The following is a 13435-nucleotide window of genomic DNA, read 5'->3' on the forward strand; positions in this document are numbered from 1 at the left end:
GTGGGTGGATAGCGTAGGTCCCTGGATGGGGGCAGAACAGGATCGGGGGATGGGCGTGAGTACGGCCCAGGTGCCGCAGCGGCAGCTCGCCGAGGTGGAAGGGGTGCTGGAGCGCATCACCTACGCCAACGAAGAAACCGGCTACACGGTGGCCCGGGTCGATACCGGGCGCGGCGCGAATGACCTGCTGACGGTGGTCGGGGCGCTGCTGGGGGCGCAGCCGGGTGAGTCGTTGCGGCTGTATGGGCGGTGGGGGTCGCATCCGCAGTACGGCAAGCAGTTCGCGGTGGAGAACTACACGACCGTGCTGCCGGCCACTATTCAGGGGATCAGGCGGTATCTGGGGTCGGGGCTGATCAAGGGCATCGGGCCTCGGTTCGCCGACCGGATCACCGAACATTTCGGCATCGACAGTCTTGATGTCATTGAGCAGGAGCCGGAGCGGCTGGTCGAGGTGCCGGGGCTCGGCCCGAAACGGACCGCTCTGATCACGGCCGCCTGGGAGGAGCAGAAGTCCATCAAGGAGGTGATGGTCTTCCTGCAGGGCGTGGGTGTCTCCACTTCCCTTGCGGTGCGGATCTTCAAGAAGTACGGCGACAGTTCGATCGGGGTGGTCAAGAACGAGCCCTACCGGCTCGCTTCCGATGTCTGGGGCATCGGCTTCCTGACCGCCGACAAGATCGCCCAGGCCGTCGGGATCCCCCACGACAGTCCCGAGCGGGTCAAGGCAGGCTTGCAGTACGCGCTCTCGCAGAGCAGCGACCAGGGCAACTGCTTCCTCCCCGAGGAACGGCTGATCGCTGATGGCGTCAAACTCCTCCAGGTCGAAGCAGGCCTGGTCATCGACTGCCTCTCCGAACTTGTCACCGAAGACGGCGTGGTCCGCGAAAGCGTCCCCGGCTCGGACGGACAGCCGGTGACAGCCGTCTACCTGGTGCCGTTCCACCGTGCCGAGACCTCCCTGGCCAACCAGCTCCTGAGACTCCTGCGCACCGACGCCGACAAAATGCCCGCCTTCTCACCCCGCAGCGACACACCCATCGACTGGACGAAGGCACTGGGCTGGCTGGCACGCCGGACCGGCGCGGAACTGGCACCGGAGCAGCAGGAGGCAGTGAAACTGGCGCTGACCGAGAAAGTCGCAGTCCTGACAGGCGGTCCGGGCTGCGGCAAGTCCTTCACGGTGAAGTCCATCGTGACCCTCGCCCTGGCGAAGAAAGCGAAAGTGGTCCTCGCCGCCCCCACGGGCCGGGCAGCGAAACGGCTGTCGGAACTCACCGGCGCAGACGCCTCGACTGTCCACCGCCTGCTGGAACTGCGGCCCGGCGGCGACGCCGCCTACGACCGCGACCGGCCCCTTGAAGCAGACCTCGTCGTCGTGGACGAAGCATCCATGCTCGACCTGATCCTGGCGAACAAACTCGCCAAAGCAGTCGCGCCCGGCGCGCATCTCCTCTTCGTCGGAGACGTCGACCAACTGCCCTCCGTCGGCGCGGGCGAGGTACTGCGCGACATGCTCGCCCCCCACAGCCCCATCCCCTCCGTACGGCTGACCAAAATCTTCCGCCAGGCCCAGCAGTCCGGCGTCGTGACCAACGCCCACCGCATCAACCAGGGCCGCCCCCCGCTGACCGACGGCCTCCCCGACTTCTTCCTCTTCCCCGAAGACGACACCGACACCACAGCCGACCTCACCGTCGACGTCACAGCCAGGCGCATCCCACGGAAATTCGGCCTCGACCCGCGCCGCGACATCCAGGTCCTGGCCCCCATGCACCGCGGCCCCGCCGGAGCCGGCAACCTCAACACCCTCCTGCAAGCCGCCATCACCCCCGGCCGCGAAGGACTGCCCGAACGCCGCTTCGGCGGCCGCACCTTCCGAATCGGCGACAAAGTCACCCAGATTCGCAACAACTACGAAAAGGGACAGAATGGCGTCTTCAACGGCACCGTCGGTGTAGTCACCACCCTCAGCACCGAAGAACAGAAACTCACCGTCCTCACCGACGAAGACGAAGAAATCGACTACGACTTCGACGAACTGGACGAACTCGCACACGCCTACGCCGTCACCATCCACCGATCCCAGGGAAGTGAATACCCCGCCGTCGTCATCCCCCTCACCACCTCAGCCTGGACCATGCTCCAACGCAACCTCCTCTACACCGCCGTGACCAGAGCAAAACAACTCGTCGTACTCGTCGGCTCCCGCAAAGCCCTCGGCCAAGCAGTCCGCACCATCAGCGCCGGCCGACGACACACCGCACTCGACCACCGACTCACCCCTACGTAACCCGGATTACCCTGACACGGACCCTGAGGAGGCCGAGCACGGCCCATGTCTCCAATTGGAAAGGCAGCTCACTCCGATGCATGTCGCCGACGAGGCTACGGCCACTGGACGGCCCGAACGGTGACTGCCCGGAAAGCCGCAAGCGTGCCCGTTATGGTCTCCACTCGGCCGAACACCCATCTGTCGATGCTGATCGGCCCGATCGCTTTTTTGGTCGTGGCCGCGGCGATCATCATGTTCGACCCGGTCCTCATCCTCGGCGACGGCGAATGGACCCACGACACCACCACGTCCACCGGCCGTCCGCAGAAGACCCGTCCAGCCCATGCACATGCTGTTGACCAGCAGGCTTTCGAACCGCGCTCCCAGAACCCGTCCGGCCACCACCCCAACTGGCCCTGACCACAGAGCTGACCCTGCCCAACGGGCGAGGTGGCTCACGTCAGCAGCCTCTCCTGCCAGCCAGGGGCGGGTATAGCTGTGGCGGCTGGTGCGCTATGGGCTACCAGCCGCCACGGTCCGGCGCGCCTTCCGGACGGTGCCTGCCCACAGGCATGGGGAGGCAGGCAGACACACTCGGCGCGGTCGCCCATTACCTTCGTCGTAGAACCCGGTTCGGGTTCGTGGCCTTCGGGGCCGGTATGACTCGTCGCCCCTGTCCTTGATGATCCGGGGGGTGCTGTCGCTGGTCCCGGCGGCACCGGTCGATCGCTGATGGAAGCGTGTCCGCCCACGGGCAGGGCTGCGTAATGTGGCTGCCGATCTCCGGTGCCCGAGCGGGCCACTCGTTGTGCCCGGGAGGAGGAAAGGCCCGGTGACCAGCAACAACTTCACGTCGATCGACGTCTTCTGTGCCCTGGATGTTGGCAAGTCCGCTCACCACGGCACGGCTGTGCTGGCCGATGGCCGCATCACCTTCGACAAGCCGCTGCCGAACGGTGAGCCCCAGTTGCGGGAGCTCTTCGCCCGTCTCAAGCGCAAGGGGAAGGTCCTGGTCGTGGTCGACCAGCCCGCATCCGTGGGGACCTTGGCGGTGGCCGTGGCCCGCGCCTGTGAATGCGAGGTGGCCTACCTGCCCGGCCTGTCCATGCGCCGCCTGGCCGACTGCCATCCCGGCACCGGCAAGACCGACGCCCGCGACGCCTACGTCATCGCCGATGCCGCCCGGACCATGCCCCACCTGCTGCACAGCATCGAAGCCGATGATGTCGACGGTCACGTAATTCCCCACCCCAAACGTCACGTAATGGGCCACCGGGACGGCGGCGTCGCGACCGCCGTGGACATGGGGACGATGACCGTGCGTCGGCATCCCCAGGGCGCCAGAGGTTCCCGGGCCGCCCGATAGCCAGACCGTCGTTCAGGCTGGTCAGGGCTGTCCAGGGTGGCCGCAAGGCCAGCGCGGAGCGCCGCCGAAGGCGCCCTTGACTGACCGGACCAGCCGCACACTCAGCCGTCGGGCGGCCCGTCACGGCCTCAGCCCAGGTGGGGAATTACATGACGCTGATCATGAAGATCCTGGGGAATTACGTGACCGCTGACAGATGAAAGCGTGCGGGCCGAACTGAGCATGGTCCTGGGCTACGACGACGATCTCGCCCAGGACGCCACCCGCACCTCCAACCGGCTGCGCGGACTGCTCACCTCGATCCATCCGGCCCTGGAACGCGTCCTGGGACCGCGGCTGCGTCACCCGGCGGTCCTGGCCCTGCTCCAGACGTTCGGCTCCCCGGCCGCCTTGGCCCGGGCCGGCACCGAGGAGCTCATCGAGGTCATGACCGACGCGGCCCCACGCATGCGGACCCCGCGGGAGCTGGCCGGACAGATCCATGCCGCCCTGGCCGAGCAAACCGTCCAGGTCCCCGGCACGGCCTCGGCCGGCGAGATCATCTCCGGTCTGGCCGAGTCGCTCGCCGTGCTCCTCAAGCGCCGCGAGATCCTGGAGACCCGCATGACGGCCCTGCTGGAGGCCCACCCTCTCGCGAAGGTCCTGACCTCCATGCCCGGGGTCGCAGTCAGGACCGGTGCCCGCATCCTGGCCGAGGTCGGCGACGCCAGCGCGTTCCCCACCGCCGCCCACCTGGCCTCCTACGCGGGGCTGACCCCCACCACACGTCGTTCCGGGACCTCCATCCGGGGCGAAGGACCGCCCCGCGGCGGCAACAAAATGCTCAAACGGGCCCTGTTCCTGGCCTCGTTCGCCGCGCTGAGCAGCCCCGAATCGCGGGCCTACTACGACAGAAAGCGCGCGGAAAACAAGCGCCACAACGCAGCCCTCATCTGCCTCACCCGCCGTCGCGTCGACGTCCTGCACGCCATGCTCAAACACCGCGCCCTCTACCAACCCGGGCACGGACGAACAGCCTGACCACGCCCACAGACCTTGACCGGAGAGATAGAAGCACCCCCCCGGTTACCTTGCCGAGCTCCTCCCGCCACCAGGCACGGTGGCGGGAGCTTCGATCTCTGCTACGCCCTTCTGCCGTTTCGAGTTCACTGCACTTCTCTGCGACGTGTGGGCGCTGGCCCGGCCCCGACTCTTCCACGGCTCACTTCCTTACCCGCGGCCGGTGTTGTCGGTGGGCTGTGGAACGCTTCAGGCTATGCGTTATGAGCTGCCGTTGACGGTGATGGGTGTCGAGCGACTCTCTGTGTGAGCACGAGGGCGGAGGTTGCAGTGGTGCGGTTCACGGTGGCATCGACACTACGGACGTATGACCGGGAGACGAACACATGGCGTGATGGCGAGACTTCATGGACCGCAGCGCGTGGCGTTAGCTCGCGGAGAACCTGGCCGAGTCGGTGTCCAAGGGAGCCCCGGGCGGTGGTGGTGGGCCGGCTGCACACGGACCGGTGGGATACATTCGGGGGAAAACGCTCTCGCATAGTGCTGCATGGCGATGATGAGGGTGCTTCCATGACCTTTGCGACGGTGACAGCCACGCGTACCGCCCGTCCTGCGCCGACGCGGGAGAACGCGCCGGACGTCCCTGGGCTACCGCTGGTCCCGTCCGGACGGCTCCCCCTGCCGAGAATGCAGACACTCCGGCTACGCAGGCCCCGCTCGGATGGCGCAGCAGTCCGCGGACGCGCCGCGGGGAGACAAGCTGGAGGCAGCGGCGGCGACGGTGACGGCAGCGCAGGAGGCCCTGCAAGCAGCGCGCCGGGACCTCAGGGCCGCCATCGTCGCGTCCCGGCAAGCAGGGGAGACGGTCCAGTACATCGCCGGGCGTACCGGACTGGACCCGGTAGCGGTGCGCAACATCCTGGCTGTATCCCCACCAGCCGCCTCCTGACTTTCCAGCGGTCATCCTCTTGAGTGAACGCCGGTCCTCACTGGCGCACTTGCCCACTGTCGCTACCATGCCCGGGCGCCTTGTTGACGCTCTGCCACGCGCCGGTGTAATCCGCGGGGTCTGAGACGGTATTGCCGTGATCATGTTCCGCTGGTGGCGTGCCCTGCAGGCTGGATGTGGCAGACGCTGGAGGCCACGAAGTAGGTGGGAGCGGTGAGTTGGTGGGATATTGTGGTGATCGCTTCACGGCACGGTGGTCCGTTTATGGCGTGACGGCGGTAAACGGGTTCGCCCTCTGCTTCCGGGCTGAGTCGAGCCCGGGGCAGGGGCGAGGCGCGGTGGGCAGTGGAGTGCTGGGGAGTGTGGCGGAATTGGCAGACGCGCCGGATTCAAGTCCCGGTGTCCTATGGACGTGAGGGTTCGAGTCCCTCCACTCCTACCTCAACGACAGAGCGCGGGCCCGGTGGCACGGCCAGCCAGAACTGGTAATTCTCGCGGCTGGAGAATCCGGGGATGTAATGCGACGGGTTTCCGGTGACGGGGCCGGGAATTGCTGTGTTGCGCCGGGGGGCTAGCCTGGCGGTATGTCAGAGCGTGTCACCGCGGGCCGCGCGGACGGGTTGATCTCTCTGGGCGCAGCGGATGCCTTGTGGGCCGGTTTGACGGCCGGCAGCGTTGTGCCGACGGCCTCAGCGGTGTTCACCTCCTTTCCCGTACATGCCCAGACGGGGTACGTGGTGCTCGGCCGGCGTGTGGTGGCGATGGTGGAGGCCAGCGGTGGCTCGTGGAGCGTTTCGGAAAGGGAGGTGCGCCGGGCGGCGGCGGAGATGCGCGCCGTGGAGATGGATCGCCAGGACCTGGTCCATATCGGCCCGTTCGGCCGCGCGCTGAAGCAGGAACAGAACGAGGGAACGCTGGTACCGTGGCGTGCGCGCATCTCCCGGGATCTGCAGGAAGCGGGCCGCCCCGGGCGCCCAGGACAAGGTGGAGACGCCCGGCCGTCCCATCTGGTGGGGATCGACTGGCGGAGGCTGCTTGTAGAACGGCCCCACGGCCGGACGGTGCGGTCGTGGTGGCTGCCACGCGCGGTGGTCAGGCTCCTGGATGAGGCAGCCCACACGGAAACGCAGTGGCTACATGCCAGGCAGGCCCGCCAGGCGAACACGGCCGTGACCGAGCCATCCGACCGCCCTGGACAGACCTGGGCCGCCGACGGCGAGCAGACGGCGAGCCCCGATGCCCCAACCGTCCCGCTGCGTCCCTATAACGGGGAACTGCGGGGCCAGCTGTACTCGGTGCTCAGCAGGAAGCCCGGCATGGCGCGGAAGATAGCCGGGTGGGCGTGCGCTGTCTGCCGCACCGCACCCGCGGCCGTACTGGACCATTGCCATGAACACGGTTATGTCCGGGCCCCGGTCTGTCAGTCCTGCAACACGCACGAGCGCCCCGACCACCTCTACAGCAACGACATCCGCGTGGCCGGCCACTACACACGCCTCTTCGACAACCACGCTGCCGACTGGCTCCGGCACTGGCACCGTTGTCCCGGCTGCCGCGCCCGCACCACCCTGCCACTGCCTCATCTCGCGGCATGGACCGCCCATGTAGCGTGCCGGCCACAACGCCCGACCCACCGCGATCCCCGCAGCTCCCGCGGACGCAAACCCTGCGGCGCCCTGCGCGTTTCGTGGACGGGCAGTCACCACGCGCCCCATGCCTGCGTCCTCACGGTCGCCGTCGACTTCTGCCCGTCCGGCGAGCACCGTGTCCTGGCGCACGTCCCCTACCGCGAAGCCGCCGAACAGTTCCGGAACTGGCTGGCCGAGACGGCGCCGGCCGTGGCCGCAGCGGCCGGACCCGACCGCATCGATGACCTACCCGCTCAGTCCCGGCCCGTCATCGCCGACACCAGCAGTGACGGCCAGGCCCTGTTCTGAGGAAACAGCACCCAATCTGACACCACAGTCGCTCACGCCCACCAGTCGGCTGTGCCATTCCGCAGCCGACCCAAGCGGACGCCCACGACCCGTGGTTTCCTCAGCCCTTGATGGTGTGTCGGGCAGCTGCGGTGCGGACGCGGGCGGCGTCGGCGGGGCGGATGCCCTGGCTGACAGGGTCGATGCCGACCAGTTCACGGTGCAGGCAGCGGATCCGCATTGCCAGATCGAGCCGGAGACGGCGACGTTTCTCACGGACCTCTGCGACGGTACGGGCATGGACACGCAGGCGCTGGGCGAGTGCAGCGGCTGGCCATCCGGCCCGCGCCAGATCGGCCAGCAACCGCGACGACTCCGAGGCGCTGGTCAGGCCCGGGGCGCTAGGCGCGCGGCGTGCAGGGAGTGGGATGCCGAGCACGGCGTCAGCGGTCATGCGAGCGATGTCCCGGGGCGCCTGGCCTTGCTCAGGGACGCGGAGGATGCGGCGGATGAGGGTCACGGACAAGCCGGCCCGGTCGGCGATGTCCTGCGCGGACATCCCCCGCTCCCGCAGCCGAACCGCCCACCGCGCCGCTGCATACGGCGGCACACGGGCAGGCAGACCACACAGACGGTCCTGCCTACGCCGACGCCGCGCCCGTAGTGCCGCCTGACGGCACTCAGCCCGGGTACAGCCGTAGTCGGCACAGGACGCCTGGCCATGACGGACAGCCGACCGCTGCGGCCGACGCTGCACGACTGAGCCGGCCTGAACGGAAACACTGACGGACTGTTCTGTCGAAAGCGGCATGGTGATTCCTGCTGCGAGTTCGCGATACCGAACTACAGTACGCCCTCACGCGGACAACTTGGTCCCGCACCTGGAATCCGCCGATACTGCTATAGCCGGATTTCACGGGTCCAGGCTTTTGAGCTGCCGGGCGAACTGGTCTTGCATGTGGTGGCGTAGCACCGCCAGACCCACGTGTTCTTCCAGCGTCAGATTTCGATCTCCGCGCCTTGACTCGCGTGCTGGCTGCGCTCGACCGGCAAGATCCCTGGGAGGTCTGAGAACGGCCTGTCCGCTCGTGAGGACTGATCGCCGGAGTGCCCGCAGCACGACTGCCATGCCCACCCATGACAGACGACTGACCTGCCCTACCTCTCAGGTTCCGGTTCTGGTGGCTAACTGACAGTCCTTCACGGAAAGCTGGCGCGCTGGCCGTACGGGCTGCGCCAGTCCACCGGGCGTGCTTTGGTGGTCAGTTGCCCCGGGAAGAGACCTTTTCGCCCAGTAGGATCAACGACAGGGCAGGGCGAGAGACACAGGGGGAAGCGGGATGGCAGTCGCTGGCGGCGCTCGCCCGCGAGGTGGCCACTGACCTCACTTCGGAACAACGGGCCACCTCGGCCACGTCCGCCACGGTGGTCACCCCCCGAGTTCCACAGCCTCGCAACTCGTCGTCTTCAGCTACGAAGTCGTATGGCGGCTCGTACTAAGTCCCTGTGACTGACCAGGACCGCACCCAGGCGGTGGGGGTCGCGGGCGAGGCGGCGGTGGCTACTTGGCTGCACGAGCAGGGTCATGTCCCGCGGGGTGGTGTAGTCACGGCAGCTGTTTCGGTTCCGGTTGTGGGGTGATCTGCGGTTCGGGTTCGGTTGGTTTGGTGGTGAAGAGCTCGGCCATGGAGGCTTCGGAGAGGTAGCGGCGGTCGAAGACCTGCCACTCGTCGTGGAGTTCGGCCAGGACCGCGGCGGCGAGCCGGTCCAGTGCGGTGGGGTTGGGGAAGACCTGGACGACGTCGGCCCGCCGTTTGATCTCCCGGTTAAGCCGCTCCAGCGGGTTGGTCGACCAGATCTTCTTCCAGTGCGCCGTCGGGAAGTCGGCGAAAGCGGTGATGTCGGTGGCCGCGTCCAGCAGCATCTTCTTGACCTGCGGGAACTGTCGTCCGAGCATGTCGGCGACCACGTTTAGCTGGGTGCGCACTTGCTCTCCGGTGGTCTGCGCGAAGATGGTGCGGATGGTGGCGGCGACCATCTCCCCGGAGCCCCTCTCGATCACCGAGAACACGTCCCGGACGAAGTGAACCCGGCACCTTTGCCAGGCCGCGCCGAGGAAGACGGTGCGGATCGCGGCCACCAGACCGCTGTGGCTGTCGGAGATGACCAGCTGGACGTTCTCCAGGCCACGGGCTCGCAGCGAGCGCAGGAACTTCGTCCAGAACGGCTTCGACTCACTGTCGCCGACCATCAGCCCGAGGATCTCGCGGTGCCCGGTGGCGGAGATGCCGGTCGCGATGACCACGGCCTGGGAGACGATCCGGTGATTCACCCTCGCCTTGCAGTAGGTGGCGTCCAGGAAGACGTAGGGGAAGACGGTGTGATCCAGCGGCCGTTCCTTGAACGCGGTCAGTTCCTCGTCCAACTCCCCGCAGATCCGCGAGACCTCCGACTTGGAGATCCCGCTGTCCGCACCAAGGGCTTTGACCAGGTCATCGACCGAGCGCGTCGAGACACCGTGCACGTATGCCTCCATCACCACGGCGAACAACGCCCGATCGATCCGCCGCCGGCGCTCCAGCAACGACGGGAAGAACGACCCGCTCCGCAGCTTCGGGATCTTCAGGTCCAGGTCGCCGGCCTGCGTGGTCAGCACCCTGTCCCGGTGTCCGTTGCGCCAGGTCGTGCGCGTCTCGGAGTGCTCACGCGGCCCGGCACCGATCACCTCGGTGGCCTCGGCCTCGATCAGCTCCTGCAGGATGCGCTCGCACACCACCCTGATTGCTTCAACTCCCTCGGCCCGACGTAGTGACTCCAGCAGCCGCATCAGCTCAGACTGGGACAAGGCCATCGCGTGCTCCTCTGGTTGAACTGGCCGTTCATCAGGGAGACTTGCGCGATGGCCTGCCCTTGTTCAGGGAGCATGCACCGCCAGCAGGTGCACGCCCCGGGCAGACACCCGCGCGTTCCGGGACCCTGCCCGGCTACACCACCTCACGGGACGCGATCACGAGCAGTTCGGAGTCGAACCACAGGACTCGTGGAAGTCCGGCCTGCGGGTCCATGGACTCACAGGCGGGCAGCCGGGGGGACGACCGGCTCGGCTATGACTTCCTCATCCACGACGGCGACGCAACTTACCTCTACGAGGTCAAGGCATCCACCAGCAACAGTGGCGAAATTGTCCTCGGCGAACCCGAGGTGCGACGCGCTTCTCGGCTGACACCGGGCGAGACCTACTTCATCGTTTACGTCTCCCACGTCCTCGACCGCCGCGTGATCTCTATCATGCCCAACCCGTTCGGTGCCCCCGACCTCGACGGCTACGAAATGGTCAGCACCCAGCTGAGGCTCCGATTCAACTTTGGCTGAGCTAAATCGGTGTTCAGCTCTTATGGTCGTGCGGCGAGCGCCCTTGGATCGGGTAGGTGCAGGTGCCGGGGCGTACCGACCTCCATGACGGCGCACGTAACCGAGAATCGTCTGCGTCATGCAACTGCAGATGCTTCCCCGAGCTCAGTCTGCGATCCCTCTGCTCCAGCCTGCTCGGGAAGCTCAACCGGGGATAGTCCCAGAGATGCTGCTCCGAAGAATGCCTCGAAGATGAGGTCGAATTCGCAAGCCGCGGCGTCTCTAAAGACAGGCAGGCCGCGGATGGCTTCCGCAGTGGTGTACCGCTCGCAGAACGTACGGGCCCGATCGTTCTTATTGTTAGATTCGTTCGTCTGCAAGTCGGGATAGTAAGCCTCGATGGCCCCACGCTCCCACACATAGATGTCCTCGTGACGGAGCATTCGCAGCAGATCCAGCTTCATCTTCTCTAGCTCAGGGTCACTGGATTCCTCCAGGATCCTGCGCGCCGACCCTGAAGCGGAGCGGGCGAAGAAGGCATCTACGGCGGCGTTCAACTCATCGAATCCACATAGTCCCTGAGCGTGCTGCTCGCTCTTCATCTGGGCCTGCCGCCACAATTCCCGTGCGCTGCCACTGGTGCGGATGCTCTTGAGTGTCCTGCTAGAAACCTCCGATTCTTCCTCCTCCACCAACTCCGTGACCCGACAGGCGAGCCGATCACGCAGCTCATGGCACTTTCTGCTGGCACCAAGCTTTTCGAATCCGTCAAGTACGGCGTCCAGGTCAGCAATGACTGCGACCCGCATCTCGAAACGCTGGAAGAACTTGCGGTACCGCTCGATGCTTCCCTTTCCCTCTACCTTGGCGATCGCGGCACCGTGCTTTTCGAAGTCCCACTGAGGGTTGAGAATGCGCGCGATATGGGGAATGAGAGTTCGGTCGCTAGGACCCTCCACGAGCAGAACGGAGTTGGCGAAGAAGGCCGCCTCGTTGTTCTCGTGCGTGATGATCTCGAACTGGTCCCGGGCGTTCATGTCGGACAGATCAATCACACAGGTCCGGCTGGCCGGCGGTTCCAGGGTGTGGTCCTTGACGACCTTCACGAAGGTACCTGTTGCCCCGGGGGCGCAGAACGCAGACGAGTGAGTGCTGACCAAGACGTCGTTGTAATGCGAGAAGATCGTCAGGGCTTCAAAAAGCTTGCGCTGTGCCTGCGGGTGGAGGAAGACCTCCGGCTCTTCGAACAAGAGGAGACAGGGCTGCTGGGCGCTGTCGGGCTGCGAAGGCCGTGCAGTTTTGAGGTCCACGTATGTACGCAGGATCGCGAACGCCACTGACCTGCGCAGACCGTCACCCTTGGTCTTGAACGGGCCGCTGATGCCATCGTTGATGGCGATCTGGGCCTCTTCCAGCAAGTTGCGCAGCCGGGGTGGGGGAATCTCTAGACGCACGCTTGCGCGAGGGAAAGACTCTTGGAGATTCCGCTGGATCAACGTCTCGATCTGGCGCACCTCCGGCAGCCGCCGGTCCGACTCGCTGCCGTCCTCTTCTGCCACCACATTGAGCTGGTTCCGCAGTTGGTCGAAAGAGGCTTCCAGCTCGGGGAGTTGATGCTCGATGTCTTCGAACAGAAGGGACAGGAGTCGACCGAAGGTCGCCGATGATGTCGTCTTGAGATCGTCGTTCAGCTCTTTCACGGCTGGGATATAGATTGGCTCCGGCAGCAGTGGAGCCACCGATTTATCCAGACCGGTCATCAGGGGATCATCGCCCGTGCTGTAAGCGTCTTCCGGAAGCGCGGCAACGAGTTCCGCCCACTCTCGCTTCACGGCGACGCGCGTGACCTTCCCGGACAGCTTGTCGAAGATCTCCGGGTAGACGCCTCGAACGTTTGCCTCCAGCTCCTCGGTAGAGATCCTGGGGCGAAGGACCTCCTCAAGAGCTGGTTTCCGCAAACGGGCATCGCTGGGCACCTTCTTGACCACCCACATGGAGCCCTTGCCTGGACCGGTATAAGTCCGGGCCAAGGTGAGGCGGCCGTCGCTCACTTCTGGCTCGATACGTGAGCGGTGGCTCTCCTCCAGGCGCTGAAGGTCAGCCTCGCGAATCTTGGTGAAGGTGAGCTGGATGCGAATAGGTCGCGCGGGATCGAGGAAGTCGGCCTCCGTGACGGCGGCTGAGCGCAAGAAGATGTTGAGGGCCTGGAATACAGACGACTTCCCCGCATTGTTCTCGCCGATCAGACAACCAAAGCGGGAGAGGCCGATGTCAACCCGGCTGAGCCCCCGAAAGTTGTCGATCTTGATGTGTGCGAGGCGCATGGTGCTCCATAAGGCTGTCGGGCTGAACCGACATCGTAGAGGCCCATGTGACCTCTACGTGGACGTTCGGACACCGTGAGGGCAAGGTCCTGCCGTGAGTTGACGCAGCACAAGATGCAAGTGCCGTCGAACAGGCGCAGGTGGAGAGGAGCGTTGACGCGTCGACAAGTTGGGACGGACCGTAACTGCCGACGCGGCAATGTTGATGGCCCGAGGTTCGCCAGCTGGTCCCGCATCGATCGTGGTGTTGGGCCT

The 13435-nt window shown here is 66.0% G+C and carries 9 protein-coding genes, 1 tRNA gene and 1 pseudogene; 8 read left to right on the forward strand and 3 right to left on the reverse strand.

All coding sequences use genetic code 11. The features are described from left to right. Positions 1-49 precede the first annotated feature (49 nt). From ACFZDK_RS33645 to ACFZDK_RS33675, 7 genes and pseudogenes are all read left to right on the forward strand, one after another. Positions 50-2293: an ATP-dependent RecD-like DNA helicase gene (locus tag ACFZDK_RS33645; RefSeq protein WP_390978076.1), complete on the forward strand. Its 2244-nt coding sequence runs from the start codon at positions 50-52 to the stop codon at positions 2291-2293. A 186-nt stretch (positions 2294-2479) separates the two neighbouring features. Beyond that, positions 2480-2695 carry a hypothetical protein gene (locus tag ACFZDK_RS33650; protein WP_390977688.1) on the forward strand — a complete coding sequence of 72 codons (216 nt, stop codon included), beginning with the start codon at positions 2480-2482 and terminating at the stop codon, positions 2693-2695. 412 nt (positions 2696-3107) lie between these two features. Next, complete coding sequence (locus ACFZDK_RS33655) at positions 3108-3641, forward strand: transposase (protein ID WP_390977689.1); 534 nt, start codon at positions 3108-3110, stop codon at positions 3639-3641. A gap of 189 nt (positions 3642-3830) precedes the next feature. Beyond that, a pseudogene (locus tag ACFZDK_RS33660) lies at positions 3831-4661 on the forward strand (IS110 family transposase); the annotation flags it as partial. A gap of 700 nt (positions 4662-5361) precedes the next feature. Further along, entirely contained in the window at positions 5362-5589 is a 228-nt protein-coding gene (locus ACFZDK_RS33665) for a hypothetical protein (protein WP_390977690.1), read from the forward strand. A gap of 356 nt (positions 5590-5945) precedes the next feature. Then, a tRNA-Leu gene (locus ACFZDK_RS33670) sits at positions 5946-6028 on the forward strand. Positions 6029-6173: 145 nt separating this feature from the next. After that, on the forward strand, positions 6174-7526 hold the full coding sequence (locus tag ACFZDK_RS33675) for an endonuclease domain-containing protein (RefSeq protein ID WP_390977691.1): 1353 nt from the start codon (positions 6174-6176) through the stop codon (positions 7524-7526). Between the two features lie 100 nt (positions 7527-7626). On the opposite strand, the gene ACFZDK_RS33680 is transcribed toward ACFZDK_RS33675, so the two are convergent. Next, positions 7627-8064, reverse strand: coding sequence for a hypothetical protein (locus ACFZDK_RS33680; protein WP_390977692.1), 438 nt, complete (start codon positions 8062-8064; stop codon positions 7627-7629). Between the two features lie 1047 nt (positions 8065-9111). Continuing rightward, positions 9112-10356: an IS256 family transposase gene (locus tag ACFZDK_RS33685; protein ID WP_390977693.1), complete on the reverse strand. Its 1245-nt coding sequence runs from the start codon at positions 10354-10356 to the stop codon at positions 9112-9114. Between the two features lie 212 nt (positions 10357-10568). Between ACFZDK_RS33685 and ACFZDK_RS33690 the strand changes: the two genes are divergently transcribed. Further along, entirely contained in the window at positions 10569-10877 is a 309-nt protein-coding gene (locus ACFZDK_RS33690) for a protein NO VEIN domain-containing protein (protein WP_390977694.1), read from the forward strand. Positions 10878-10993: 116 nt separating this feature from the next. Here the strand turns inward: ACFZDK_RS33690 and ACFZDK_RS33695 are convergent, their stop codons facing one another. Beyond that, positions 10994-13180, reverse strand: a complete 2187-nt coding sequence (locus tag ACFZDK_RS33695) for an AAA family ATPase (protein WP_390977695.1) — start codon at positions 13178-13180, stop codon at positions 10994-10996. Between the last annotated feature and the right edge of the window lie 255 nt (positions 13181-13435).

The organism is Streptomyces sp. NPDC007901 (assembly GCF_042959465.1).
GTDB lineage: Bacteria > Actinomycetota > Actinomycetes > Streptomycetales > Streptomycetaceae > Streptomyces.

Excerpts from the sequence above, each read along its gene's own strand:
- ACFZDK_RS33645 (WP_390978076.1), top strand. The coding sequence starts at position 50 with ATGGGCGTGAGTACGGCCCAGGTGCCGCAGCGGCAGCTCGCCGAGGTG.
- ACFZDK_RS33650 (WP_390977688.1), top strand. The coding sequence starts at position 2,480 with ATGCTGATCGGCCCGATCGCTTTTTTGGTCGTGGCCGCGGCGATCATC.
- ACFZDK_RS33665 (WP_390977690.1), top strand. The coding sequence starts at position 5,362 with ATGGCGCAGCAGTCCGCGGACGCGCCGCGGGGAGACAAGCTGGAGGCA.
- ACFZDK_RS33675 (WP_390977691.1), top strand. The coding sequence starts at position 6,174 with ATGTCAGAGCGTGTCACCGCGGGCCGCGCGGACGGGTTGATCTCTCTG.
- ACFZDK_RS33680 (WP_390977692.1), bottom strand. The coding sequence starts at position 8,064 with ATGTCCGCGCAGGACATCGCCGACCGGGCCGGCTTGTCCGTGACCCTC.
- ACFZDK_RS33685 (WP_390977693.1), bottom strand. The coding sequence starts at position 10,356 with ATGGCCTTGTCCCAGTCTGAGCTGATGCGGCTGCTGGAGTCACTACGT.
- ACFZDK_RS33690 (WP_390977694.1), top strand. The coding sequence starts at position 10,569 with ATGGACTCACAGGCGGGCAGCCGGGGGGACGACCGGCTCGGCTATGAC.
- ACFZDK_RS33695 (WP_390977695.1), bottom strand. The coding sequence starts at position 13,180 with ATGCGCCTCGCACACATCAAGATCGACAACTTTCGGGGGCTCAGCCGG.